This window comes from Deltaproteobacteria bacterium (assembly GCA_029858205.1).
Taxonomy (GTDB): Bacteria; Desulfobacterota; GWC2-55-46; order GWC2-55-46; family DRQE01; genus JAOUFM01.
On record JAOUFM010000003.1, the window covers coordinates 85339 to 111029 of the forward strand.

Below are 25691 nucleotides of genomic sequence, written 5' to 3' on the forward strand. Positions count from 1 at the left end.
CGCCAAGCGCGCAGCCTCGCAAAAAGGAGCGGTGTGGCCAAGAAACCCTTTACAAAGATACCCAACTGGGCCGTAGGCGCGGCGGTAACCGTCTTCTTCATCATCCTTTATTTCCTCTCGCTAAGGGGAGCCATAGGGTTCTTCAAAGACATAGAGCTAAAGACCTATGATCTTAGGATGAAGTACTTCACCAGTTCCGTACCCTCCGACGAAATCGTCATAGTGGCAATCGATAGAGAAAGCATCTCGAAGCTCGGCAGGTGGCCCTGGCCCAGGGCCCGCATGGCCGCTATGATAGCAAAGCTTGGCTCCTACGAGGCAAAGACCATAGGCCTTAACATCATCTTCACCGAGCCCGAAGAAAGCGGCGGCTTGAAGGCGGTGCGCGGCCTAAGGGATTCCTTCAGCCCGCTAAAGATAGCGTCCTCAGCCGAGGGCACCGCCTTTCTTGAGAGCATAGACACGCTCGAGTTCGAGATGGACAACGACTTAAAGCTCGAGACCGCCATAGCCGAGGCAGGCAACGTTGTGCTCCCCTATAACTTCGACATGACGCCTAAAAAAGGCGGCAAGGACGCGCCGGAGTTCCTGGCGGCAAGCGCCATGGGCTCAGGAGAGGCTCCGGCAACCGACTCGCCGTTCATGGCCCCTGCGGCCTCGGACGTGGACGTGCCTATAGAACGCTTCGGCACGAACGCGGCAGCGCTTGGACACTTAAATAAACTTCCCGGCCGCTTTAGCGACGGCATAGACAGATGGGAGGCCCTCACCATACAATACAAGGGCAAATACTACCCGTCCTTTGCACTTGCCGTGGCGGCAGCGTACCTCGATGTGCCCGGAGAAGGCATTGCATTGGATCTCTCGCCCGAAAGCCTCGGCATCGTTCTTGGCGACGTGCCCATAATGGCCGACAATAACCTTGGCTCTCTCATAAACTTCTACGACATAAAGAACAGCTTTCCCGTGTACTCGTTCTTCGACGTCGAGAACGACAAGATATCTCCCGAGGCATTCAAGGACAAAATAGTTCTCATAGGCCTTACGGACGTGGGCCTTGGCGACATCTCGCCCACCCCGATATCGCCAGTGTACTCGGGTGTCGAAAGGGAAGCTACCGTCATAGAGAACATACTTACCGACACGGCGGTAATGGAGCCCTGGTGGTCGCCGATCCTCGGGCTTATAGCCATCGTCATATTCGGAGCTGTAACGACCGTGTTCCTGACGTGGTTCAGGGCGATGATAGGCACCATCGTCACAGCCGCGCTCTTTACGGTCTACATCGCCTTCGCCTTCTATATGTTCAAGTCCGGCGGAATGTGGATAGAAATAACGCACCCTGCGCTTCTTCTGGTAGTGAACTACCTCGCTGTAGCATCAAAGAGGTTCTGGTTTACCGAGAGCGCCATGACCGCGGCAGAGAGCGAAAGCGACGAGGCAAATAAGCTTCTGGGCTTGACCTTCCAGAGTAAAGGCATGCTAGAGATGGCCTTTGAAAAATTCAAGAAACTCCCGGTCGACGAGGAAATGAAGGACGTCCTCTACAACCTCGGGCTCGACTTCGAGAAAAAGAGGAACTGGGCGCAGGCCATGTCAGTATTCGAGAAGCTCGGGGACAAGACCTATAAGGACGTTTCGCAGCGTATAGAGCGGTTATCCACATACACCACCGGAGGCGGCCCGGTAAGGCTTAAAAACGACAGCGCCACCATAATAAACGAAGGCGGAGAGCTCCCTACCCTCGGACGCTATGAAATCGTAAGAGAGCTTGGCAGGGGTGCGATGGGGGTTGTATATCTTGGCAAGGACCCAAAGATAAACCGCCAGGTCGCCATCAAGACCGTGAACTTCGACGAAATAGAAGAGAAAATGATACCGGTATTAAAAGACCGCTTCTTCAGGGAAGCCCAGAGCGCTGGCACGCTTAGCCATCCCAACATTCTCACCATCTACGACGTCGGAGAGGATGGCAGCCTCGCCTACATTGCCATGGAACTCCTGGACGGCAAGGACCTTGCCGAGTGGGCCAAGAAGGACAAGCTCCTTCCACCGAAGGACGCGCTCCTTACGGTAGCCAAGGTGGCCGACGCCCTTGACTACGCGCATGCCACGGCATAGTGCACAGAGACATAAAGCCGGCGAATATAATGATAACCAAAAAGAACGAAATCAAGGTCACGGACTTCGGCATTGCGCGCATACAGTCTGCATCGGCAACAAAGACCGGCACGGTCATGGGCACGCCAAGCTACATGAGCCCGGAGCAGGTCGCCGGTAAAAAAGTAGACGGCAGAAGCGACATATTCTCTCTTGGCGTGGTGCTCTTCGAACTCCTCACAAGCGAGCGTCCTTTTAAAGGTGACAGCATAGCGACCATAATGTACAATATCACCAACGGCGAGCCGTCGGCGGTAAGCAAGTACAATCCCAAGCTTCCGCCGGTGTGCCAAACGCTCATCGACAAAGCGCTCGAAAAAGATCCGGACAAACGCTACCAGACGGCCGGCGAATTCGCAGAGGCCATAAGAAAGGCGCTCGGACAAAAACAATGAAGATACTAAGCGGCTACGTAACGGACGTCGGACGAAAAAGAAAGCTCAACGAAGACTCGTATGTGGTAAACGACTCAATCGGCCTCTACGCCGTTGCCGACGGCATGGGCGGACACTCCTGCGGCGAGGTGGCAAGCAAGACCGCTACCGATATGCTTGGCTCTATGATGGAGGTGTCGCACAAAAAAGGCACCCTCGCAAAAGACCCGCTAAACGCCCTCACCGAAGCGATAAAGGTGGCGAACACCGCGGTATACGAGATGTCGAGAAAACTCGGGCCCGGCAGGTCCATGGGCACGACCATAGCGGCAGTTGCCGGCGTAAACGGCAAGATCTTTGCCGCGCACGTTGGAGACAGCCGCATCTACAAGATGAGTAGCGGCAAGATCGAGCAGATAATGCGCGACCACAGCCTTGTGGAGGAACAAGTCGCGCGCGGCCTCATCACAGCAGAACAGGCAAAGACCGCTACCAATAAGAACGTCATAACAAGGGCGCTTGGGCTTAAAGAGCCAGTAGAAATAGATACGGCAAAGATAGACGTCGCGCCCGGGGATTACGTCCTCATATGCTCGGACGGGCTAAACGGCCTGGTAGGGGACGACGAGATACTAAAGATATCGACTGCGGATCCGTCGCTTAGCCCGGAGATGGCCGCAATGTACCTCGTTGAAAAGGCCAACAACAACGGCGGGGACGACAACATAACAGTTGTACTTTTGAAGTTCGTGAAGTAAAATTCCCGGAGCGGACCAAAAGAGGAGCAGCCAAAATGCACGTAGCCGAGACAAAACAACTCTTCACAAAGCAAGGGCTCACATTCCAGGAATTAGACCCAATACTTGAAAAGGTCCGGGCCGGAATGGAAGACGGATTCCTGGTCGCCTCCGACGCCGAGAGCGCACACTACCTCTTCATCATCGGCAAAACCCTATATAGCGGCGCCGTGATGACCAAGACCGACAAGCACCTCACACCGGTTGCGGACTTTTTTTCATGGTACGCGAAGAAAGGCTCGGCAAACCTGGAGGTCGTAAAGGGCGACAAGAAGCTTCTTCTCTGCATGCTTGTAAAACTTAGCCACAAGGCTACCCAGACATTTACCACCGACGTCATAGACTTAGAAGACGTTATAAAGAAAATAGATGACGGCAAAAAAGACTGCATCGTTGCGCTTCACGGCGAAAAGGGCTGGGGGTTCTCGATATTCATCGGAGGAAACGCGCTTGCGACCTTCGTTGACAAGGCCCCGGAGCTCGACCAGACGCCGCTTGACCGACTTCTTCTCTACACGCACAGCATGCCGCACGATAAACCTCTCTCCGTAGAGGTCTTTGGCGACACTAGAGTTGTTCCGGCCTCCGACTCAGGCGACATGCCCGCAGCTCCCGTGACAGCGCACTTCGCGAAACCGTCCTCAGGGGCAACGATAGAGGTACTTGAAGACGGCAAACCAATTGGCACATTCCCGGTATCCGGGGCCATGGAGATCGGCAGGGAAAAAACCAACGCCATAATGCTTGCCGAGGCAGGAGTATCGCGGTCCCACGCCGTAATAGAGGAAAAAAACGGGAAGTTCATCATCACGGACCACAAGAGCGCCAACGGCACGTTCTTCAAGGGCACACGGATAGAGTCCAAGGAACTGCACAACGGCGACGAGATAACGATACGTAAATACACGCTCCGCTTCCACGCGGCAAAAGGCGCGGAAAAATCCGAGCCAGAGGAAGACCTCGCAAGCAAGACCATATTCGCCGAGATGCCTCCTATGCCTGCAAAGGCCCCTGCAGCACAACCCGGGCAAGCCGCGCAGGCTGCTGCCGGCATAGGACAGGCCGATGCAGGCGCAACAGCCTCGGTAGTGTTCGCGGACGGGAACTCTCATCCGCTTGGAAGCATCACGACAATCGGCAAGGACGCGGAGGCCGACATCAAGGTCGAAGGCATGCTTGTAGGAAAACGCCACGCAACCATCATCAGGGGCAAGGGCATGTACAAGATAATAAAGAAGGAAGGGCTTGCTCCGCTAAAGATAAACGGCGAGAAAAAAGACGAGCACGTTCTAAAGGACGGCGACTCAATCGAGATAAGCGGCCTTAAGCTGACCTTCAGGGCAGGAAAGGTTTAGAGAGGCGACATATGCCTCGTTGACGCACAACAGATGCTGTAGCGCCGAACAAGACCACGGTAGTTTAAAAACAACACGAAAGGGAAAACACATGAACTGGTATATCGAAGTGTTAAAAAAGTACGCGGTGTTCGATGGCAGGGCAAGACGAGCGGAATTTTGGTACTTTCAATTATTCAACTTTATAATAACCCTAATACTTGCCTTTGCTACCTCGGCAATAAAACTACCGATTATCTCTATAGTTTATTATTTAGCGATTCTTATACCTTCCCTGGCAGTAAACGTAAGGCGGCTGCACGACATAGACCGGAGCGGCTGGTGGCTCCTGATAGCGTTTGTTCCAATAATAGGCTTCATCATTCTACTTATATTCGATATAACCGACGGCACGCCCGGGAAAAACCGTTTTGGCGACAATCCGAAGGAAACAGCACCGGTAGCATAATTCTGCGCGACAGACAATATCTATCGCTTGAATTACCAACCCAACCTCTCGCCCCGATATCGCGGCGAGAGGTTTTTTTTAGCGCACCGATGTCCCAACATCATTTTTGCAACAAAACAACACAGTCAAACCGCCGCTTTATCTTTAACCCATTGATTCCCCGACGTTTTTATGATTAAATACTTTGGATTATGCCGACACTCCGCTCAGGACACGTATACCTCGTTGGCGCGGGCCCGGGTGACCCGGGGCTCGTCACCGTAAAAGGCGCGGAGGCCCTTAAAAAGGCCGACACCGTTATTTACGACTTCCTTGCCAATGCGCGCCTTCTTACGCACGCGAAGAAGGCAAAGGAATTCCTCTACGTCGGCAAAAAAGGCGCATCTAAAAATATCTCTCAGGAAAAAATAAACAGCCTCATCGTAAGCCGCGCAAAATCGGGGCAGACCGTTGTGCGCCTAAAGGGCGGAGACCCGTTCATATTCGGCAGAGGAGCGGAAGAAGCCCTATCCCTTGTCAAAAACAACATCCCCTTCTCCATCATCCCGGGCGTTACATCGGCAATAGCCGCTCCTGCGTACGCGGGCATTCCGCTTACGCACAGAGGGTATTCGTCGTCTGTCACGTTCCTTACTGGCCACGAGGGCGAAGGAAAGACCGAAAGCTCCATACGCTGGGATCTTCTTGCAAAAAACGACTCGACCCTTGTAATACTCATGGGCTGGAAGAACATGGCCGCGATAGCCAGACGCCTAATCGAGAACGGGCGGCCTGCATCTACCCCTGCGGCAGCAATCCGCTGGGGCACCCTCGCTACCCAGAAAACCGTTACCGCAACACTTGGCACCATAGCCGGAATCGCGAAAAAACAGGGGCTCATGCCGCCGCTTATAATAGTGGTTGGCGACATCGTCGGGCTCGGTAAAAAACTCAACTGGTTCGAGGAGCTGCCGCTCTTTGGCAGACGCGTGCTGGTAACACGGGCCGCAGAGCAGGCATCGGATTTTTCAAATACATTAGAAGGTTACGGAGCAATCCCCGTGCCCTTCCCTGCAATAAAAACAGTAGCGCCCAAAAACACCCGGCCGCTCGACACCGCCATACGCCGCCTTTCAAGCTACAATTGGGCTATCTTTACGAGCGTAAATGGTGTAAAATATTTCTTTGAGCGCCTGTATGCGCTTGGCCTCGACCTAAGGGAGCTAAAGGGCGTAAAGATATGCTCCATAGGGCCTGCAACAGCCGAGGCAATCAAAGAACGCGGCATAAAAATCGACCTCGTGCCAAAGGAATTCAAGGCAGAGGGCGTGCTTAAAGCGCTTGGCAAGAAAAGTATCAGCGGCAAGAGGTTCGTGCTCCCGAGGGCAGAGGTCGCAAGGGAAGTACTGCCCGATGAGATAAGAAGGCTTGGCGGAACAATCGACGTGGTAACGGTCTACACCACGGTAAAGCCGAAGAAAGAGACTGCGGAGCTCAAAAAAACGCTTCTAAAGGCCCCGGTGGACGTGGTAACCTTCACGTCGTCGTCAACGGTAACCAACTTCTGCTCGCTCTTTAAGACAAAAGCAGAGCTTAAGCGCGCGCTCGGGAAGGCAAAGATTGCGTGCATAGGCCCGATAACCGCGAAAACGGCAAAGGATAACGGGCTTAAGACAGATATAATGCCAAAGGACTACACCACAGCGGGACTTGCCTCGGCAATGGCCGCTTACTTCAAGAAAGCAAAAAAAGCGGAGTGAGGAAAAAAACAACATGGCGCTCCAGACATCGAGACCAAGAAGGCTAAGAAAGACCGAAACGCTAAGAAGACTCGTTCGTGAAACCACCCTCTCGGCAAACGACTTCGTGCTCCCGCTCTTTATAGTATACGGCACGAACATCAAGAAGCCGATAGCCTCCATGCCGGGGCACTTCCAGATATCGGTGGATAAGGTGGCAGATGAGTGCAAAGAAATCCTTGAGCTCGGCATACCTGCCGTAATACTCTTTGGCATACCGGAGACAAAGGACAACCTCGGAACAAGCGCATCCGACCCAAAGGGCCCTGTGCAGCTTGCTATAAAGGAAATAAAAAAGCACGTGCCCGAGCTTCTCGTCATAACGGACGTATGCATGTGCGAGTACACCTCGCACGGCCACTGCGGCGTTATAAGAAATAACGACGTTGACAACGACTCGACCCTCGAGCTCCTCTCGGATGAGGCAGTATCGCACGCCGAGGCAGGGGCCGACATGGTGGCGCCTTCCGACATGATGGACGGACGCGTCAGAGCCATAAGACACAAGCTCGATTCACGCGGGTTTAGAGAAATCCCGATAATGAGCTACGCCGCAAAATACGCGAGCGCGTACTACGGGCCCTTCAGGGACGCTGCCGAATCGACGCCTCAGTTCGGGGACAGAAGAAGCTACCAGATGGACCCGGGGAACACCGATGAGGCGCTAAGGGAAGTCGCTCTCGATGTGGCAGAAGGCGCGGACATCATCATGGTAAAGCCGGCGCTTCCGTACCTTGACATTATCAGAAGAATAAAGGACAACTTTAATCTGCCGATTGCGGCCTACAACGTAAGCGGCGAGTTCTCGATGATAAAGGCTGCTGCGGAAAAAGGCTGGATAGACGGCGACAGAGTGATGATGGAGACCCTCACCTCGATCAAAAGGGCTGGTGCGGGAATAATAATAACCTACTTTGCGAAGGAAGCCGCACGGCTCCTTCGGAGTACAAAATAAGAAAAGGAGACTCAAAGATGCACGGAAACGCGCCAAAAGGACATCCCCACGAAGTCCCGGGGATGAAGCCCGGACACGGGCACGGCCATGGCCAGACCGATAAGGACGGAAAAAAGATATGGCTCCCGAAGCTCATCGCGTGGGAGCTTACGAGGTCGTGTAACCTTGACTGCATACACTGCAGAGCTGCTGCAAGGTTTGGCCCCTACCCAAACGAGCTTACGACCGAAGAGTGCAAGAAGTTCATGGACGACGTGGCGAGCTTTTGTAAGCCCATCATGATAATGACCGGCGGCGAGCCCATGCTAAGGGACGACATCTGGGAACTCGCAAGCTACGGCACGAAAATCGGCCTCCGGATGGTCATGGCGCCGTGCGGCTTCCTTGTTACCGAAGAAACGGTGAAGAAGATGATAGACTCGGGCATACAGAGGGTCAGCTTCTCAATCGACGGCGCAACGGAAGAGAGCCACGACAACTTCCGCCGCGTAAAGGGCGCCTTCAAGAGCGTTATGACCGCAATCGAGAACTGCAATAAGCTTGGCATGGAGTTCCAGGTCAATACGACGATATCAAAGCACAATCTTCACGAGCTTCCAAAAATCCTCGAGCTCGTCATCTCTCTTGGCGCAAAGGCGCACCACCCGTTCCTTCTCGTGCCAACGGGCAGGGGCGCGGAGCTAAAGGATCTTGAGATATCTCCGGAAGACTACGAAAAAACCCTTTCCTGGTTCTACGAGATGAGGGAGAAGGTGCCAATCCAGTTCAAGCCCACCTGCGCCCCGCATTATTACAGGATTTTCAGGCAGGGAGAAAAGGAAAAAGGCATCAGCGTCACTCCCGAAACCCACGGCCTGGACGCCATGAGCAAGGGATGCATGGGAGGACAAAGCTTCGCATTCGTCTCGCACATGGGCAAGGTGCAAATCTGCGGCTTCCTCGAGGAAGAATGCGGAGACATAAGAAAAGAGCCTTTCAGCAAGATATGGCAGACCTCTCCAGTGTTTCTCGAGATGAGGGCATGGGACGATTATAACGGCAGGTGCGGATACTGCGAGTATAGAAGCGTTTGCGGCGGTTGCAGGGCCAGGGCCTTTGCCTTCACAGGCGACTACATGGACGAAGAGCCGTTTTGCACATATCAGCCAACCGAGGCCGCAAAGAACGCAAGGGATGAAAAACGCAAAAAGGCCTCCGGAGGGCCTAAGTAACCGATGCACGGACACCCCGGAGCTACAGGCGCAGCAGCGCCTGCGATAGACGTAGACATACGCGAAAAAAGCCGCGTTGAAAAGGACGGCAAGCCGCAGATACTGGACCGCCGCCTGTTCATGCAGCTACTCGTGTTTACAGGGTGTAAGGATTATAAAAATCTGACCGCCGCGCTAAAGAAGGCAAAGTTCCCATCTGTCCTCTACTCTGACATGCACGATCCGCAGGGCATCGGACTTCTCACCATGCACGAGAACCCAGAGTTCTTCGTAACGACACTCAGGGACTTCCTGAACAAATCCGGGTTCTCGAAGCTAAGACTTCGCAGATCCATGTCCATGCTCGGCAAGACCTATTCCCTCGGGTTCGAGAAAAACCTCGAGGACTGGTTGATACACAGGTCTCCGAGAGTCGTATGCAACCCCGAGTGGCAGTGGGCTGTGTGGTATCCGCTAAGAAGAAAAGGCTCCTTTGCGCTCCTTCCAAAGGAGGAGCAAAACGAAATACTAAAAGAACACGGCACAATAGGCCACGCCTTCGGCTCCGCGGACCTTGGCCATGACATACGCCTTAACTGCAACGGCATAGACCAGACTGACAACGACTTCGTAATCGGGCTTATAGGAAAAGACCTTCATCCCCTCTCCGCACTCGTGCAGACAATGAGAAAGACAAAGCAGACCTCCACGCACATAGAGAAGATGGGGCCGTTCTTCACAGGCAAGGCAGTATTCCAGAGTGCGGTAAAAAAGCCTTAGTCCCGGACAGGAGCGCTCCCTCCATGCTCGAATACAAAGTAATTGAGCTAACCACAGTAACTGACGAGGAAATAGAAAAGGCCGTAAACGAAAAGGTCAAAGAGGGCTGGAACCTTGACGGCATAAACTTCGCGATGCGGGAATCCTCGAAGCGTCCGTCAATGGCCTTCATTCTTTTTACAAGGGAAGGAAAAGAGTAGCCTCACCTTGCTTCCCCGGTACCGCTGCCCCTTAGCCTCGATACCGCATTGACAATGCCGCTGGAACCAAGAAGCAGCCACACGCCGATAATAACCTGGACAGCCAAAGCAATAATATCCGCCTTATGGTTAGCAATAACCACATCCTTAACCTCCACCCCCATGAAACCGGGCCTTATGCCGAGGACGTCGCCGGTAATCGCGACTATCCATGGAATAGAGCGCGTAAGCAAATACAGGCCGACGGTTGAGAAAAGAGTGGCCTGGAATTCAGAGCCTGAGATGGAAGTACCCTGCTTATCATCCTTTACTACTTTTTGCGCTATCCATGCGCTCGCCATCCAGAGAAACAAACCAATGCCAGCAGGAATAGCAGTCATCAAGAAAAACTGCAGCACAAGAAACGCCGTATCGTTGCCCCCTCCAAATACCCCGCCGATATCCCTGGACAAGACAACAAACGACACAACCCCTCTTGCAGCGCTAATCCAGAAATAGCACGCCACAAAACGACAGCAGAACTTTGCAACATCGAATTTAGTCATTACCAGGCCTCCCTCATATTAATATCTATAGCAACTCTCCTGCGCCCGAAGGACTGTCTTGTGAAAGCGTCACCTTTGTAACTCTGTCTAAAACACCGCTCATTCAGTCTTATCTTAAGTCAATTCTATAAAATCCAACGGAAAATGTCCATTCTTGCCTGAAAAATCACTGAATTTTCACCCACTCTTCAAAGCCAAAATAAGACATCGGACAGGGGCGTTAAACGGCCATTATACCAATAAAATCAGCCGGATTAGGGATTGACTACAGCGCTGTAACGTGGTAGGATAATGCGCCAAAAAAATCGGGTAAAAATCGGTTTGAATTGCCATGACCTTATCCTTATACAACCCGGTACTCATACTTCTTGCTCCGCTTCTTAGCGCGGTGATAAACGGCCTTTTCGGAAAAAGGCTCGGCAAAGGCGTATTCCGTCTTGGCCTCGCTCTCCATGTCATTGCAATAGCCGTCGCTATCCAGATATTATACAAGGTCGTGACAGGCGGCCCCTCTGTCATAGACCTCTCCCCTCTGATTACGCCCGGAAGCGGCATCTTCGGCTTTACGCTCCTCATAGACCGTCTTGCCGCGGTGATGATGGTGCTCATATCGGTCATAACCGCAACCATATACATCTTCTCAATGAACTACATGCGCCAGGAAACGGACTACCCGAAGTTCAACGTGCTTCTCGGGTTCGCCACATTCGTCCTCTTTTGCATGGTATCGAGCTCGAACCTCATAACCATATTCGTCTTCTGGCAGCTTGTAAGTTTTGTCCTATACCTGCTCTCATACCAGTACAGCGACAAAAAGACGATGCAAGGCGCGTTCAAGACCTTCATGACGCTACGGTTTGGCGACGTAATGTTCCTTTTGGGAATTGCCCTGGCCTACAGCGTATACGGCACACTGGAGCTTAAGGAAATCTTTGAGCAGGTCCCCTCTATCAAAACAACGTATCCGCTGCTTGGCGGCATCGATATCCACGCCAATACCGCGATAACGCTCCTTATATTCGTCGGCGCCATGAGCAAGTCTGCGCAGTTCCCGCTTCACGTCTGGGTGCGCGACGCGCTCTACGCACCGACCCCCATGCACGCGCTCCTGCACGCCGGAATAATCAATGCCGGAGGGTTCCTGATAAACCGCCTTGCCCCTCTGTACGCGAGCAGCCACATAGCGCTCCATGTAATATTAGCCATCGGGTTTATCACCGTGCTTATCGGCTCGGCCACGATGCTCACGCAAAACAACATAAAAAGAACGCTTGGGTACTCGACCATCGGACAGATGGGGTTCATGATACTCGAATGCGGGCTCGGCGCCTTTGCCCTCGCGATATTCCACCTCATAGCGCACGGGCTCTTCAAGGCAACGATATTCCTAAACTGCGGCAACATCATCCACAAGGCAAGGCAGGATCCGAAGCTTCCGGCCGGGATATTTAGCGAGGACGGCGGAGGAAACAACGAAGAAAACGAGAAATTCTCCCCGCTCATGTGGGCAACCGGATTTGCGTCGTCTCTGCTGCTGCCGCTTCTAATACTGCTTGCGGCGCACGGGGCTCTCAATATTCCGCTCATGGACTTCCAGGGCGCGGTGGTATTCATGTTTTTTAGCTGGATAACCTCGTCGCGCGTCATAACGGCCATATACAGGGCCAGACGCGACGTGACATTCGTAAGGTCGCTCTGGCTCTCGTTCCTGATGATATTCGCGCTTGGCGCCGTAGTGTTTGCGTACCTCTTCGCGGCAGAGAGCTTCACGTACTTCCTGTATCCGGACCATGACACGGTTGCCGCGTATTTCAACGCAGCCGCGCTGCCGCCGGCCCTCTTCGACGCCATTATAGGCATCACGATGCTGTTCGTAATAGGCCAGTGGGTGCTGGACTATAAGAGCACTCACGGCAGAAAAACATCCTCGCGCCACCGTGCGCAGGAATTGAAAACGTGGCTCTACGTAACCCTTATTAACAACGCATATATAGACGACGTTTACGCAAGGCTCTATAGCCTCGTTACCAGGGCCGCGCATGCAGTAGAGAAAAAATACCTGAGATTTTTGCCCTGATGCCTGAAAAAACGGCGAGGCAATTATAAAAGAACTATGGCCGATATCTCTACAATAACGATTACATGCATCCTGGCGCTCGCAGCGCTATCGGCCGTCCTTTGCTTAAGGGGCAAAGAGATAAAGGAATTCGTATTCATCGCCGCCGCGCTTATTACGGGCTCCGGCTTTATCACGGCCTCATCGAAGGCCGCCGCACTGACATCTCTTATCCTTACGCTTGTCATATTCCTTGCCGCAATCCTTATCAACAGAAATTCGGCTCAGGTAAAAACATTTGCATGGGGCGTGGTGATGACGGCACTCGCGCTTTTATCGGCAATCCTCTACGCCTTCACGAATAACAGCGCCTTCCTTGTCTTCACCTTCGCGGTCATGCTCCCTCTATTCCCGCTCCACGGCGCGTATGTGGCGCTGCTTACGGGGCTGCCGCTTACGGTAGCCGCATTCTTTTCGATACTCATGCCAATAATGGGGCTTTACGCAATATTTTTCATGCCGGAGAACACTTTGCCGTTCGCGGCCTCTTTACAAAAAATACATGACAGCATGCCCGATGTCTTCGCTGTCCTTGGCGCGGCAGGATGCGTCTACGGCTCGTTAAGAGCGCTTGTGAGAAATAACGCCGCTGGCATTGTGGCATATGCCGGGCTCGGGCTTACTTCCATACTATGGCTCGGCCTTGCTACCGGTTCGCTTGACGCTACCGCAGCGCTCACCTACATGGCGTCGCTTGGGGCAGTAACAACCGGATTGCTTCTGGCATGGAGATGCATAACCGTGCGCTACGGCGAGATGAACACCGACGCCGTCACATTACAGATAGGCGGACTCTCGCATTCAACGCCTGTATTTGCCGCGTTTTTCTTTTTCCTCGTATGGGCGGCCCTTGGGCTGCCGCCATTCGGGCTCTTTACCGGACTTATCGAGATACTAATTGGCATATCAAAGACCGTATCCTTCTGGGGCCTCGCGGTAATCATGTGTACGTGGCTGATGGCATCCTGGTACTTTATAAAGTTCCTGCAGAAGGTCGCCTTCGGCAAGGCAAAGCCCGGGTTCGAGCACATAAGGCTTCGCTACAGGGAGGGCATATCGCTTCTGATAATGCTTGCTCTTCTCCTTGTTCTGGGGCTTGGCAGTTACGCCAATCTCGAAAACACAAAAGAAGGCGTTGGGATAAAAAACAGGCTAAACACTAAAACACTGCCATGGAAAAGATAGGTTCGCCAAAACATAATCTGGCACGGTCTGCCGAATTGCACACCGCCGTAAGGCTCGCCGGCGAGGCAATCGCCTACTACTACCCGATGTGCAACTTCGTGCACCACAACCCTTTGCACGGCTTCGAGGACATAAAGTTCGAGGAGGCAGTAAGGCAGGGCAGAAGGCTCTTTGGCGCAAACGAGCATATCAGCGAAGAAACGTTCATGGGCTACCTTGCCTCAGGCAAGATAGAAAAACGCCACCTGCACAGGTTTATAGAGGAAAAAATAAGGCTTAAAGGAATTACCGGGCACGCAACAGCCGGAGGCAGGAAGATATCGGCGCTCGACGCCATAAAGGCGGTCTTTGAGCGCAAGGGCGCGCTTGACGGAACTGTTACGGACAAAGACTTCCTGGAAAAAATATCCAAAAACCTTAGCGCTGTTATCCCTGCCTACGACCCTGAAAAGGAAGTACAAAATGCCATGGAGGAAGGTAAAATTTCCCTCTGGACATGTCTTACGGTAGCTTCGTGGTGCGATAGCGTGCTCTTCGACAAGAACGAAACGACCCTGTCCGAGCGCATAGACACGGAACTGATAAGGCTCTGCGAAGGGTTCTTCGACGAAGGCCACGGAAGATGGGATATGCCGGCAAGGGAAAAGGGCCTCTATGGCGCGTGGCGCCGCATCGCAGCCAGGGGCATTAACCGCCACGGGATAAAGGACATCGAGGAAAAAATAAAATGCCTGCCCATACGGCCGGAAGACTGCATCGCAGAGTGCCTCGATGCGCTCGGGGTGCCGGAAGACGCCGTGCAGCCCTACATATCGCTCCACCTTGCTTCGCTTGCGGGATGGGCCGGTCTGATAAAATGGCGCGAAGACCACCCTGAATACGACTGGCAGCAGGCCTGCCCGGCAAGCCTCGTGGATTATGTGGCCATAAGGCTTTGGTACGAAAAAGAGCTTTCATCCATAGCATGCGAGAAGACACTTGGCATAAAGGCCCACATCGGCCACATAAGAGAGTACATGACCGACCATTCGCTCGATTACTTCTTCAGGCTCGAGCACTTTTCCAAACGCGCGCTTCCTGAATTCTCGGACGAAGTGGAAAGGATAGTGCGTTTTGGCTCCAGAACGAACGCCTGCTGGAATGCTATTAAAGAAGACTACTTCAGGGCCACCGCAAAGATTAGAACGGATGAAAAGCTCCTGTCGGCTGCGCGCCATCTTGCCGCATTCGCGGAAAACGCGGGCATCGACAAGTCAGACATCCTTGGCGCTGACACCGTGAGCCTTAAAACCATCATCGACTGGATGACCGTACTAAACTACTCGGAGCGCGGGCTCATCTGGCTTAAATCCCTTGAGGCAACGTACCAGGAAAACCTGATAAACAGGCTCAAGGACAATTTAGCTGCGCAAAACGGCAATGTTCAGACAAAACGCCCCTCGACGCAGTCGCTATTCTGCATAGACGTAAGGAGCGAACCGTTTCGCCGCCATCTCGAAGGGACAGGAGCGCACGAGACCTACGGGTTTGCCGGGTTCTTTGCCGCGTTCATAAAGTTTCGCGCCCACGGAAGCGGCCACGAAACAGACCAGTTCCCTGTCGTCATGAACGCGCGAAACAAGGTAAAGGAAATTGCGCGGGCAAACCAGGAAGACTCCGTTTATAAACGCAAGGCCAGGAGAAAGCTCGGCAAGACCGGCTACAATATACTCCACGACTTAAAGGAAGACATCATAACGCCTTACGTCATGGTTGAGTCCATCGGATGGTTCTACAGCATACCAATCCTCGGAAAGTCGTGGACCAAGTGGCTCTACAAGAAAGCGTCTGCCTGGATTACAGGCCTGTGGCTGCCGCAGATAAGGACTGTTGTTACGACCGACAGGCTGACCAAAGAAGAGGCAGAGGAGATACTTGCGCAGAACCAGCGCACTGTTATACGCCGGGCGCTTAAACAAAGATTCGCTGACAGGGGAATAGACGTATCCAACGCCTTTATCGAGAACATGAGGCTTCGCGCCATGGAAGAGGAACTCGGCGTCCTGTCGACAGAGGAGGCAGAAGGCAGGTTCAGCGAAACAGAGATATCTCGCTTTATACACAATCTGCAGGAAAAGCACAAGATAGGGCCGCGCTGGTCGTACGCAAGCATGAGCAAAATCATGCAGCACGGCTTTACGCACGAGGAACAGGTCTTTACCGTAGAAACGATACTTAGGGCAACGGGGCTCACGACGAACTTCGCCCGCCTCGTCATGCTCTGCGGCCACGGCAGCACGACGGAAAACAACCCGTTCGAGGCCGCCCTGGACTGCGGCGCGTGCGGCGGCAACAGCGGCTCTCCAAACGCAAGGGTCGCCGCCACCATGGCCAACAAACGCGCCGTAAGGGACGCGCTCAAGGAAAGAGGCATAGTCATACCCGACGATACGCATTTTATCCCTGCCCTGCACAATACTACGACTGACGAAATCTCGCTTTTTGACATCGAGGATATGCCCGAGTCCCACAGGAAAGACCTGGAGAACCTGAAAAAAGACCTCCTGGCCGCAGGCAAACTAACCTGTGCGGAAAGATGCTCGAGACTGCCGGATATCGCAGAGCATCTCGAACCGGAAAAGGCATGGGACAGGATAAAGGTTAGGAGCGCAGACTGGAGCCAGGTCAGGCCCGAGTGGGGGTTATCGGGCAACGCTGCCTTTATAATAGGAAGGCGCCGCCTCACAGGCAGCCTGGACCTTGGCGGCAGGGTATTTCTTCATTCCTACGACCACTCTATCGACAAGGGCTGCAAGGCCCTCGAGGTCATCATGACAGCGCCGCAAGTGGTAGCTCAGTGGATAAACATGGAGCACTACTTCTCGACCATCGATAACGACGTCTACGGAAGCGGCAGTAAGATCTACCACAACATAACCGGAAGAAACGCCATAATGTTCGGCACACAAAGCGACTTACGGGCAGGGCTTCCGCTCCAGACCGTCATGAACGGAGATAAGCCGTTCCACGAGCCAATGAGGCTGGTTTCCATAATAGAAGCGCCAAAGGACGACATACTAAACATCGTCAAGCGCCACCCGGTGCTCCAGAATTTCTACGACAAGGAATGGGTCTACCTGGTATCGATAGACCCGGTAACAGGGGAATTTAACCGCTACGTTGCCGATAAGGGCTGGGAGCCGTGCTAAACCGCGCCTGATGCGCAGGCGAACCGAGAAAGGAGACTGTACGCATGTCGAAGTTCAAGTTGCAGCCGATGAAGGAAGTAAAGATTTTCGTTCAGGGAGAGCAGCTAAACCACGTCACCAACCTGCTCGACGCCGTAAAAACACCTGGGTACACAATAGTCCCGACCATCTCGGATAAGGGCAATCACGGGGTCCACGTATCGAACCCGATGACGAACGAGCTCGAAAATACGGTCATGCTCCTTACCGTTGTGCCAGAAGAACAGCTCGAGCCCATCATCGCAGGGATTGCTCCTATATTCGAGAAGCACGCCGGAGCGATATTCGTCTTCGACACGACGGTAGTAAAGCGCGATAGCGGCAAATAACTGCCGCAGCAGTTTTAACGCCTTACTTCTGGGAAGTAAAAACAGAACTTAGAATTTTTTAAGCTCGTACGCTCCTTTATCGCACCAAATAAACGTGCGCTCTGAGGCAAAGCTTCCTGGGTTGGCATAAATACACTTCATGCCGCCTTTTTCAACTGTTACCACACCCGCCACATGCGTGTGCGCTGCCACCAAAACATCCTTCTCGCCTATCAGTTCGTAGGCTATGCGCTTAAATGATTCGTCGAGCTTGATGTACTTTTTGCTTTCAGCCGCTGCCTTGCCGCTCTTTTTCGAGAAAAAATCCGCCATAGAAACCCCGGCAGAAGGCCCGAGAACGCGCTTAATCGCACGCAGTAAGGGGCTGCGTAAAAAACCTCTTAGTATTATATACCCAACCGACTCATCGAACACATCGCCGTGGCAAAAGAGCACCCGCTTGCCGTCAATATCCATGGCCGCGGTGTCGGGGCATGCTTCTGCGCCTGTACGCGCCGTTATATAAGGAGAAAGAAGGAAGTCGTGGTTACCCTCGGCGTAAAACACCTTAATGCCCGCATCCGAGAGCTTCTTTATGGCATCGAGCGCAGGCTTATACTGCGGGAAGTCGTAACCCTTGAAGTTCGTCAGGAAATCGAATATATCGCCAAGAAGCACGACGACATCGGCCCTTGCCGGGCCGCTTGCAAAAGAGGTAAGCAACTCGACAAAGGCCTGTTGTGTCGGGTCGTCCTGTCCTTTTATATGCGCGTCAGCTACGAATACTGCCTTCATCTCAAGGCTTTTTTGGCTGCCCTTGCCATAATGGCCACGGGCGCAGCCTTTCCTGTCCAGAGCCCGAAACCCAAGGCACCCTGATAAATAAGCATCCCAAGGCCCTTATGAATTTTCAGGCCGCGCCGTTTGGCGTCCTTTAGAAATACCGTCATCTCCGGGTTATACACGATATCCGAAATCACCGCCTTAGGGTTCACTCCGGCCAGGAAAAGCGGACTTTGTTTAACGAATTTCCCCTTCATGCCAAGCGACGTTGTGTTCACTACGAGGTCGACATTTCTTAGCATGTCCGCGTCCGCAGAGCAGCAAGGCATGGCAGCCACTCCTTTGAAGTTCTTATTTATCAACGCAGTGAGCGCCCTTGCCTTTGTAATCGTGCGGTTTGCGATGACAATACGCCCAACGCCCTTCATTGCAAGCGTTACTGCAATCGAGCGCGCCGCGCCGCCCGAGCCAAGTATAAGCGCGGTCTTGCCCTTTGGCGAAAATCCTGTTTCATCGGAAAGACTCTTTAGATACCCCTCGCCGTCGGTGTTGTAACCGGTAAGGACGCCGCCTCTATTCACTATGGTATTCACGGCGCCAATCAGGCGTGCGGCCTTATCCACCTTATCCAAGTGGCGCATGACCGCGACCTTGTGCGGGATTGTGATGTTCACGCCTATCATACCAAAGGCGCGCACAGCCTTTAGCGCAGCCCCCAGATCAGCAGGCGCGACCTCGAAGGGCACGTAAACAACGTCCATGCCAAGCTTCTTGAAGGCGGCGTTTTGCATAGCCGGCGAAATGGAATGTCCAACAGGATGGCCCAGTATCGCGGCAACGCGCGTCATGCCTGTAATAGCGCCCTTAGCCAAGCCCCATCTCCTTTTTGATTATCTTTCTTGTTCTTTCCACGTCAGCCTCTATCTGCATGAGCAGCGCGGCCTTTGAAGAAAACCTTTTCTCCGGCCTTAGCCTCTCTACAAACGACACGCCTATATTCTTACCATAAAGCGACCCTTTAAAGCCAATCAAATGGGCCTCGATAACCGTGCGGCCCCTGCCAAAGGTCGGCGCACCTCCGACGTTTATGGCCGCGACGTAGGCGCTGCCGCGAGTCTTCACATACCCTGCGTACACGCCGGAGAGAGGAATAAGTTCATTTCTGCTTTGCATGTTCGCAGTCGGGAACCCGAGAAGCGCGCCGCGGGAATCGCCTCTCACGACCTTGCCGGTTATCTCGTAGTGGCGGCCAAGCAGCGCGGCAGCAGCCTTAACATCGCCCTTTTCAACAAGCTCTCTTACAACCGAACTGCTGACAATCTTGCCGCGCTTTCTAAGCGCAGGAACAACACGCACCTTGAAGGAGAACTCTCTACCAAGCTCCTTTAGATACTCGACCGTGCCAATTCTTCCTTTGCCAAAGGAATAATCGCGGCCCACCCAGACCTCGCGCGCGTTAAGCCTGCCAACAAGCACGTCCTCCACGAAATCACGCGGGTGCTTTGCGGCAAAGGCCTTTGTGAACTTGAGAAGCATGAGGCAATCGACACCCTGGCCTTCGATAAGACGCACTTTGTCGTCAAGGGAAAGCAGCATCTTCGGCGCGTCCTTGCCGCTTCCAATCACCTTTCTCGGGTGCGGGTCGAATGTGAGCACAACGGAGATAAGACCGAGAGTGGCGGCACGTTTGGTAACGGCCCGTATGACCTTCTCATGCCCGAGATGAAGGCCGTCGAAGTTGCCGATGGTGACTACGGCGCCCTTCTTGGAGCATCCTCTTTTGCTATCTTTAATTACTTTCATCGGATAACGTCTCAGCGCCGCCTGCGTTTTTTGCCTCTGGAGCCGCGTTCGTTCTGTTTATTGCTTTTCTTTTGTTCATTATTTTTTCCGGCAACATTCTTACCAGCACCTGGCCCTCGCCTGCCGACACTTTCCTGGCCTGCTATCTCCATGTCAATTCTGCGGCGCATCACATCGGCGCTGACAACGCGCACCCTCACCGGAGAGCCCAGACGGTATCTCTTCTTCGTGCGCGAGCCGACAAGCGCGTGCTCCTTTTCGACAAACTCATAATAATCGTCGCCAAGGGCCGTGATGTGCACGAGCCCCTCGACAAAGTACTCGCTTAGTTCGACGAATATGCCAAACCCAGTAACACCAGAGATTACGCCGTCGTGCTCCTCTCCGACCTTATCCTTCATGAACTGCGTCTTTTTAAGGTCGACTATCTCTCTTTCCGCTTCCATCGCATTACGCTCGCGTTTCGAGCAGTGCGCCGAGGCCTCGGCAAGATAACTCTCGAGCGCTTCTTTGCCGCCTCTGGGGCCGCGCTTTGCAAGATAGTCCTTTAATAGCCTGTGCACCATCAAATCGGGATAACGCCTGATTGGCGATGTAAAGTGCGTGTAATCCTCGAAGGCAAGGCCGAAGTGGCCGATATTCATCTCAGAGTACACGGCCTGCTTCATGCTCCTTAGAAGAAGATGATTTATGAGTTTTTCCTCTGTCTTGCCGTCGACGTGCTTTAGAAGTTTCTGGAGCGTCGTTGGAGACGCACCCTTTAAGTCATAACCAAATGTTGCTACGAACTTCCTGAACTCATCCATCTTTTCCGAATCAGGCGCCTCGTGAATCCTGTAGACAAAGGCAAGCCCGCGCTTCGAGAATATCTCGGCAACCGCCTTGTTGGCAGCAAGCATGAACTCTTCTATTATCCTGTGCGCGATATTCCTTTCTGACTTTATGATATCCTGGGGCCTGCCTTCGATATCAAGAATAATCTGCGGCTCGGGAAGATCGAAGTCAAGGGAGCCGTTCTCGCTCCTTAACAGATTGAGCTTTAATGCAAGTTCTTTCATCAACCGAAAATCGCCGATAAGGCCTTTGTAGCGCTCCTCAACCTCTGCATCCGAACCTTCGAGGGCCTTCTTTACATTCGTGTAGGTCATCCTCTCAACACTTTTTATAACGCTCTCGTAGAACCTGCTCTTTTGCGGCCTGCCGTCTTTATCAAACTCCATCTCGGCTGTCATCGTGAGCCGGTCAACCTTGGGGTTTAAACTGCAAATCCCGTTAGAGAGCTTTTCCGGAAGCATCGGTATGCAGCTTCCCGGAAAGTACACGCTGGTAGCGCGCCCATAGGCCTCCCTGTCGAGCGCTGTGCCCGGCTTTACGTAATGGCTTACGTCGGCTATGGACACATAGAGCCTGTAGCCGCCGCCAGATAGCCTCTCGACACACACGGCGTCGTCAAAGTCCTTTGCAGTCTCGCCGTCTATGGTAACGATGGGTTTGCTTCTTAGGTCCACCCTTTCGCCTATATCGCTCTCTAAAACCTCGCCCGGCACGGCCTTTGCCTCAATTTCCACATCGCGCGGGAACTGGTAGAGGAGACCGTATTTTTTGGTTATCACCTCGAGCTCAACTGCAAAATCATCGGGCGGGCCAAGCACCGCGACAACCCGCATAAGAAGCCCCTCGTGTCTTTCAGGCCATTTGATCACAGCTGCCTCAACGACAAGTCCGTCTATCGAGTCCTTTTCCTCGCCCGGAGGTATCAGTATGCTCGTTGTTATGCGCTCGTTTAACGGAATGAGCGTAGAGAACCCTTTGCCCTTCCTGAATATTCCGACAATCTTTTCGTTTGCGCGCTCTGTTATCCTTACGATAGAACCCTCGCGCTTGCCTCCGGGCTTCGTGCCCTCTATACGCGCAATCACCTTGTCGCCGTGCATGGCGCCTCTTAGCCTTCTTGCGCCGACAAACACGTCCTCCCCGCCGTCGTCGGGAATTACGAAGCCGTAGCCGTCGGCGTGGCACGTAAGCTCTCCGTCGACCATGTTCATTTTAGAAGGAAGCGCAAAACGTCCGCCTCGGATCTTTACGAGCTCGCCCTTTGCCACGAGTTCGTTTAAAAGGCGCTTAAAGGAATGCCGCTCGTCCTTGTCTACTTCCAGAAGACGCGTGAGCTCCTTAAAGGAAAGGGGCTTTTTTGAAAAAGCCCCTTCCTTGAAAAGCGCGGTTACCTTATCAACGCCGATTTTAGCTGTCTTATCCGCCTTGCTCATTTCGCCTTCGAGACTTCGCTCCTTAGAAAGTTAACGACCATCCACCTGCCCTCTTCGGGGATGTGCTTGAAGGTCGGCATGCTGGTCTTAAGCGCGCTCCCGCCCTCTGTCATTGCCCAGAAGAGATATGCGTCGGTGCCTTCCTTTGTGCGCGCAACGGATATAAGGTCCGTTGCCGGGGGCTTAAGCGACTTTCCACCGGGGCCGTCGCCGCGCCCTGTAACTCCGTGGCAGAGCACGCACTGCTGCTTAAAGATGTTTGAGCCCTTGGACACCGAAGCCTCGCTTGACGGCACCGGGTTGCTCATGCCTGCATACTTCGCAGGAAGTCCGTTTGCCCTTACATGCTTAAGCCTTGCCGAATCATAAGAAATAAACGCAGTTGCTGCCTTTGCGTCGGCCTTTGGAGCTACTGTAGCAGCGGGAGCCGTTGCAGGCGCTTGAGCAGGTGTGGCCGGGGCCGCTGCCGGAGCAGCAGGCGCAGAGGCGGCGGGCGCGGGTTTTGCATCCTCTTTACCTTTACAACCGGCAAAAACGCCTATAGCCAGAACACACAACAGAACCATCATAAAATTACGCATACTAGAATTACCTCCTTGTTTTATATTATTCACTGATTAACTCAATTTTCGCCGTGGTGCGCATCGAAGAGAGGACAAAGAATATCCCCGTACATCTCCTCGACCTTTTTTCTCTTTATCTTCATAGTTGGCGTAAGCACGCCGTGCTCGAAACTGAACTCGCCGGATATAAGCGCAAATGCCCTGACCTGCTCGAACCTTGAAACTGCAGAGAGCCGCTTCCTTATTATCTTCGAGAAAAACTCCCTTACCCTTGTGTCACAAAGCGCCGAGGTCTTGTCAACAAGACCAAGCTCCGACATAAGCGCCTCCAGCCTCGCCGGCTCGGGCGCTACAAGTGCCGCAAGGTGCGGCTTACCGTCACCGTATACCAGGGCCTCTTTTATATGCTCATCGGCCTTTAAAAGCGCCTCGATCTTTTGCGGCGCGACGTTTTTACCGCCGGAGGTAACTATTATATCCTTTTTCCTGCCTGTAATGGAAAGAAATCCATCAGCATCTATCTCTCCGAGATCCCCGGTATGGAACCAGCCGCCGGTTATAGCCTCCCTCGTTGCCTCGGGCATGTTTAGATAGCCCTTCATCACGCTTGGCCCGTTTACGAGTATCTCGCCGTCATCGGCTATCCTGACGTTCACGCCGGGTATAGGACGGCCTACTGCGCCATTTCTATTATAACTAAGCGTATTCACGGCAACTACCGGCGATGTTTCCGTAAGCCCGTATCCCTGGAGCACGGGGATGCCAAGCGTCCAGTAAAAGTCCGCAAGCTCCTTTGGAAGCGCGGCTCCTCCGGAGACAAAGAACCTTAGCCCTGGAGCGGCCTTGTCCCTTATTTTTTTCAATATAAAGACATCTAACGGATTAAGCGGCCTAAGCACGCTGCCAAAGGCCATGGCAGCGTTGAAGAGCCTACTGGCAACCGCACCGGAGGCAGCTACGTTCTCGATTATCTTCTCCCTCACGCGCTCGAAAAAGAACGGCACACCCACCATGACACTTGGCTTAAAGAACCTTGCGTCCGCGCCCACGGAGGCAAACCCCTTTGAGTACGATATCACCGAGCCAAGAGAAACGAACATGTGGTGTATCATGCGCTCGAATACGTGCGCCATGGGAAGGTACGATAGATAAGTGTCGCGCCCGGTTATGTCAAGGGCATCAAGCGAGCCTTTTATATTGGAGATGATGTTTGCGTGGCTAAGCACAACACCCTTCGAGTTTCCGGTCGTGCCGGAAGAATATATTATGGTAAACGGGTCGTCCGGGGAAACACCGGAGAGCCTGGTAAAAAACATATCCTTGCTGCCAGACTCCCTGCCAAGCCTTACTATGTCCTGAAACGTCAGCACACCATCATGCGCTGCCACGGAAGCGGTTGATATGATATGCTTTAACAGCGGCATGCGGCCTTTCAGTGAAACCATTTCCTTTTCGTGGCGCGCCGATACTACGGCAGCGGTCACGGAAGAGTCATTCATCTGTTTGGCTTTTTCTTCAACCGAAAGGGTGGTGTAGAGCGGCACGCTTACGCACCCTGCCGCAGCTATCGCGAGGTCGGCGATTATCCACTCGGGCGCGTTCTCGTGGACGATGGCGATCCTTTCGCCGCTACTGATGCCGAGTGTGGCAAGCCCCATGGAAAACCACATGGCCTCGTCCCTAAACTCTATAGCGCTTCGGCCCTTCAGGGTATCGCCGTCGCGCCAGACAAGGACGCTTGTGCCGTCCACATTCTCAAGCGGCCTTGAGAAAAAAGCAGAGGCTATGGTCGGCCCGTTCTTAGCGCTGATATCGCCGTCTTTAGCGTTAAATATGCCGGACACCTCGTTTACTTTGTTTGTTTTGGAACGCTTTCCCAGTCTTTCAAGAACTTCTCAAGCCCTATATCGGTCAAAGGATGCTTTGCGAACTGCTCGAGCACTTTAAACGGCACGGTCGCGATGTGCGCTCCACACAGCGCCCCATCGAGCACATGGAGCGGGTTTCTGACACTTGCGACTATGACCTCGGAGGTGTAGCCGTAGTTCTCGTATATATCCATTATCTGCCTTACAAGGTCCATTCCCGTATGAGAGATATCGTCGAGCCTGCCGATAAACGGGCTCACGTAGGTTGCCCCGGCCTTTGCGGCCATGAGCGCCTGAAGCGGCGAAAACACGAGCGTCACGTTGGTCTTTATGCCCTCTGCGGTAAGCTCTTTTACGGCCTTTAGCCCTTCGGTAAGCATGGGTATCTTGATGACTATGTTCTTATGTATGGCCGCAAGGTTGTGGGCCTCCTTTAGCATGCCTTCCGAATCTGTGCTTACGACCTCTGCGCTGACCGGGCCGTCGACTACGGCACATATTTCCTTTAAGAGCGGAAGAAACTCCCTTTTCTCCTTTGCAACGAGCGTCGGGTTCGTGGTGACTCCGTCAAGAAGCCCCCAGCTCGCGGCAGTCTTTATTTCGTTTATATTGGCAGTATCTATGAAAAACTTCATTTTTAAGGCCTCCTTGTGCCGTTTTGGCGTCTAACTCTACGAAAATACACGTTAATTAACTTGACACAGACCTCTGCCTGTGCGAAAATTTTATTGCATTCAAATCCGGCCGCGCCTTACCCGGCCGGATTTGATATTAGAATATATAACGAAATCCCTCTTATTTCAACTGCGAATATTCAAATTGTTTTCACCGGCTTGCCGAAGTGGCGGAATTGGCAGACGCGCTAGATTCAGGGTCTAGTGGGCTCACGCTCGTGGGGGTTCGAGTCCCCCCTTCGGCACCATTTACTTTTTTACGAAAAAAGAAAATAAACAAAAAAACTGAATAAAAAACCTGATTTGTTTTGCAAA

General features: G+C 53.1%; 20 protein-coding genes, 1 tRNA gene and 1 pseudogene. 14 read left to right on the plus strand and 8 right to left on the minus strand.

Annotation, left to right across the window (positions count from 1 at the left end; all coding sequences use genetic code 11):
* Positions 1 to 33 precede the first annotated feature (33 nt).
* From OEV59_03200 to OEV59_03240, 9 genes and pseudogenes are all read left to right on the plus strand, one after another.
* Positions 34 to 2555 (plus strand): annotated as a pseudogene (locus OEV59_03200) (serine/threonine-protein kinase).
* Positions 2552 to 3292: a Stp1/IreP family PP2C-type Ser/Thr phosphatase gene (locus tag OEV59_03205; protein MDH4226750.1), complete on the plus strand. Its 741-nt coding sequence runs from the start codon at positions 2552 to 2554 to the stop codon at positions 3290 to 3292. Before OEV59_03200 ends, OEV59_03205 begins: the two are co-directional and overlap by 4 nt.
* Before the next feature lie 35 nt (positions 3293 to 3327).
* Positions 3328 to 4686 carry an FHA domain-containing protein gene (locus OEV59_03210; GenBank protein ID MDH4226751.1) on the plus strand — a complete coding sequence of 453 codons (1359 nt, stop codon included), beginning with the start codon at positions 3328 to 3330 and terminating at the stop codon, positions 4684 to 4686.
* A 91-nt stretch (positions 4687 to 4777) separates the two neighbouring features.
* Positions 4778 to 5134, plus strand: coding sequence for a DUF805 domain-containing protein (locus OEV59_03215; protein ID MDH4226752.1), 357 nt, complete (start codon positions 4778 to 4780; stop codon positions 5132 to 5134).
* Positions 5135 to 5325: 191 nt separating this feature from the next.
* Positions 5326 to 6873 carry a uroporphyrinogen-III C-methyltransferase gene (gene cobA / locus OEV59_03220; GenBank protein ID MDH4226753.1) on the plus strand — a complete coding sequence of 516 codons (1548 nt, stop codon included), beginning with the start codon at positions 5326 to 5328 and terminating at the stop codon, positions 6871 to 6873.
* A 13-nt stretch (positions 6874 to 6886) separates the two neighbouring features.
* Positions 6887 to 7867 carry a porphobilinogen synthase gene (gene hemB, locus OEV59_03225; protein ID MDH4226754.1) on the plus strand — a complete coding sequence of 327 codons (981 nt, stop codon included), beginning with the start codon at positions 6887 to 6889 and terminating at the stop codon, positions 7865 to 7867.
* A gap of 17 nt (positions 7868 to 7884) precedes the next feature.
* On the plus strand, positions 7885 to 9078 hold the full coding sequence (gene ahbD, locus OEV59_03230; GenBank protein ID MDH4226755.1) for a heme b synthase: 1194 nt from the start codon (positions 7885 to 7887) through the stop codon (positions 9076 to 9078).
* A gap of 3 nt (positions 9079 to 9081) precedes the next feature.
* The gene (locus OEV59_03235; protein ID MDH4226756.1) at positions 9082 to 9837 is read left to right on the plus strand and encodes a chlorite dismutase family protein; all 756 of its coding nucleotides are present in this window, start codon (positions 9082 to 9084) and stop codon (positions 9835 to 9837) included.
* A 23-nt stretch (positions 9838 to 9860) separates the two neighbouring features.
* A complete protein-coding gene (locus OEV59_03240) occupies positions 9861 to 10037 on the plus strand; it encodes a DUF4177 domain-containing protein (GenBank protein MDH4226757.1) in 177 nt (58 codons plus the stop codon).
* A gap of 2 nt (positions 10038 to 10039) precedes the next feature.
* Here the strand turns inward: OEV59_03240 and OEV59_03245 are convergent, their stop codons facing one another.
* A complete protein-coding gene (locus OEV59_03245) occupies positions 10040 to 10582 on the minus strand; it encodes a hypothetical protein (GenBank protein ID MDH4226758.1) in 543 nt (180 codons plus the stop codon).
* A gap of 331 nt (positions 10583 to 10913) precedes the next feature.
* Between OEV59_03245 and OEV59_03250 the strand changes: the two genes are divergently transcribed.
* Genes OEV59_03250 through OEV59_03265 form a run of 4 tightly spaced genes read left to right on the plus strand, consistent with a single transcriptional unit; the run spans position 10914 to position 17439 of the window.
* Positions 10914 to 12659, plus strand: coding sequence for a proton-conducting transporter membrane subunit (locus tag OEV59_03250; GenBank protein MDH4226759.1), 1746 nt, complete (start codon positions 10914 to 10916; stop codon positions 12657 to 12659).
* Between the two features lie 36 nt (positions 12660 to 12695).
* Entirely contained in the window at positions 12696 to 13883 is a 1188-nt protein-coding gene (locus OEV59_03255) for a proton-conducting transporter membrane subunit (GenBank protein ID MDH4226760.1), read from the plus strand.
* A complete protein-coding gene (locus OEV59_03260; GenBank protein ID MDH4226761.1) occupies positions 13871 to 17071 on the plus strand; it encodes a DUF2309 domain-containing protein in 3201 nt (1066 codons plus the stop codon). Before OEV59_03255 ends, OEV59_03260 begins: the two co-directional genes overlap by 13 nt.
* Before the next feature lie 44 nt (positions 17072 to 17115).
* Positions 17116 to 17439: a P-II family nitrogen regulator gene (locus OEV59_03265; protein MDH4226762.1), complete on the plus strand. Its 324-nt coding sequence runs from the start codon at positions 17116 to 17118 to the stop codon at positions 17437 to 17439.
* 48 nt (positions 17440 to 17487) lie between these two features.
* Here OEV59_03265 and OEV59_03270 read toward each other — a convergent pair whose 3' ends face one another.
* The 7 genes from OEV59_03270 to fsa are packed head-to-tail and all read right to left on the minus strand — an operon-like array spanning position 17488 to position 25337.
* A complete protein-coding gene (locus OEV59_03270) occupies positions 17488 to 18213 on the minus strand; it encodes a UDP-2,3-diacylglucosamine diphosphatase (protein MDH4226763.1) in 726 nt (241 codons plus the stop codon).
* Positions 18210 to 19073, minus strand: coding sequence for a shikimate dehydrogenase (aroE, locus tag OEV59_03275; protein MDH4226764.1), 864 nt, complete (start codon positions 19071 to 19073; stop codon positions 18210 to 18212). Before aroE ends, OEV59_03270 begins: the two co-directional genes overlap by 4 nt.
* Complete coding sequence (locus tag OEV59_03280) at positions 19066 to 20004, minus strand: bifunctional riboflavin kinase/FAD synthetase (GenBank protein MDH4226765.1); 939 nt, start codon at positions 20002 to 20004, stop codon at positions 19066 to 19068. The genes aroE and OEV59_03280 overlap by 8 nt, the downstream gene beginning before the upstream one ends.
* 11 nt (positions 20005 to 20015) lie before the next feature.
* Positions 20016 to 22271 (minus strand): ribonuclease R, encoded by a 2256-nt coding sequence (gene rnr / locus OEV59_03285; GenBank protein ID MDH4226766.1) that lies wholly within the window; start codon positions 22269 to 22271, stop codon positions 20016 to 20018.
* On the minus strand, positions 22268 to 22852 hold the full coding sequence (locus OEV59_03290; GenBank protein MDH4226767.1) for a c-type cytochrome: 585 nt from the start codon (positions 22850 to 22852) through the stop codon (positions 22268 to 22270). Before OEV59_03290 ends, rnr begins: the two co-directional genes overlap by 4 nt.
* Before the next feature lie 41 nt (positions 22853 to 22893).
* Positions 22894 to 24678, minus strand: coding sequence for a long-chain fatty acid--CoA ligase (locus OEV59_03295; protein MDH4226768.1), 1785 nt, complete (start codon positions 24676 to 24678; stop codon positions 22894 to 22896).
* A gap of 5 nt (positions 24679 to 24683) precedes the next feature.
* Entirely contained in the window at positions 24684 to 25337 is a 654-nt protein-coding gene (gene fsa / locus OEV59_03300; GenBank protein ID MDH4226769.1) for a fructose-6-phosphate aldolase, read from the minus strand.
* A 200-nt stretch (positions 25338 to 25537) separates the two neighbouring features.
* Here fsa and OEV59_03305 point away from each other — a divergent pair.
* A tRNA-Leu gene (locus tag OEV59_03305) sits at positions 25538 to 25624 on the plus strand.
* The last annotated feature ends 67 nt before the right edge of the window (positions 25625 to 25691 follow it).

Excerpts from the sequence above, each read along its gene's own strand:
- OEV59_03205 (MDH4226750.1), top strand. The coding sequence starts at position 2,552 with ATGAAGATACTAAGCGGCTACGTAACGGACGTCGGACGAAAAAGAAAG.
- OEV59_03210 (MDH4226751.1), top strand. The coding sequence starts at position 3,328 with ATGCACGTAGCCGAGACAAAACAACTCTTCACAAAGCAAGGGCTCACA.
- OEV59_03215 (MDH4226752.1), top strand. The coding sequence starts at position 4,778 with ATGAACTGGTATATCGAAGTGTTAAAAAAGTACGCGGTGTTCGATGGC.
- cobA (MDH4226753.1), top strand. The coding sequence starts at position 5,326 with ATGCCGACACTCCGCTCAGGACACGTATACCTCGTTGGCGCGGGCCCG.
- hemB (MDH4226754.1), top strand. The coding sequence starts at position 6,887 with ATGGCGCTCCAGACATCGAGACCAAGAAGGCTAAGAAAGACCGAAACG.
- ahbD (MDH4226755.1), top strand. The coding sequence starts at position 7,885 with ATGCACGGAAACGCGCCAAAAGGACATCCCCACGAAGTCCCGGGGATG.
- OEV59_03235 (MDH4226756.1), top strand. The coding sequence starts at position 9,082 with ATGCACGGACACCCCGGAGCTACAGGCGCAGCAGCGCCTGCGATAGAC.
- OEV59_03240 (MDH4226757.1), top strand. The coding sequence starts at position 9,861 with ATGCTCGAATACAAAGTAATTGAGCTAACCACAGTAACTGACGAGGAA.
- OEV59_03245 (MDH4226758.1), bottom strand. The coding sequence starts at position 10,582 with ATGACTAAATTCGATGTTGCAAAGTTCTGCTGTCGTTTTGTGGCGTGC.
- OEV59_03250 (MDH4226759.1), top strand. The coding sequence starts at position 10,914 with ATGACCTTATCCTTATACAACCCGGTACTCATACTTCTTGCTCCGCTT.
- OEV59_03255 (MDH4226760.1), top strand. The coding sequence starts at position 12,696 with ATGGCCGATATCTCTACAATAACGATTACATGCATCCTGGCGCTCGCA.
- OEV59_03260 (MDH4226761.1), top strand. The coding sequence starts at position 13,871 with ATGGAAAAGATAGGTTCGCCAAAACATAATCTGGCACGGTCTGCCGAA.
- OEV59_03265 (MDH4226762.1), top strand. The coding sequence starts at position 17,116 with ATGTCGAAGTTCAAGTTGCAGCCGATGAAGGAAGTAAAGATTTTCGTT.
- OEV59_03270 (MDH4226763.1), bottom strand. The coding sequence starts at position 18,213 with ATGAAGGCAGTATTCGTAGCTGACGCGCATATAAAAGGACAGGACGAC.
- OEV59_03280 (MDH4226765.1), bottom strand. The coding sequence starts at position 20,004 with ATGAAAGTAATTAAAGATAGCAAAAGAGGATGCTCCAAGAAGGGCGCC.
- rnr (MDH4226766.1), bottom strand. The coding sequence starts at position 22,271 with ATGAGCAAGGCGGATAAGACAGCTAAAATCGGCGTTGATAAGGTAACC.
- OEV59_03290 (MDH4226767.1), bottom strand. The coding sequence starts at position 22,852 with ATGCGTAATTTTATGATGGTTCTGTTGTGTGTTCTGGCTATAGGCGTT.
- fsa (MDH4226769.1), bottom strand. The coding sequence starts at position 25,337 with ATGAAGTTTTTCATAGATACTGCCAATATAAACGAAATAAAGACTGCC.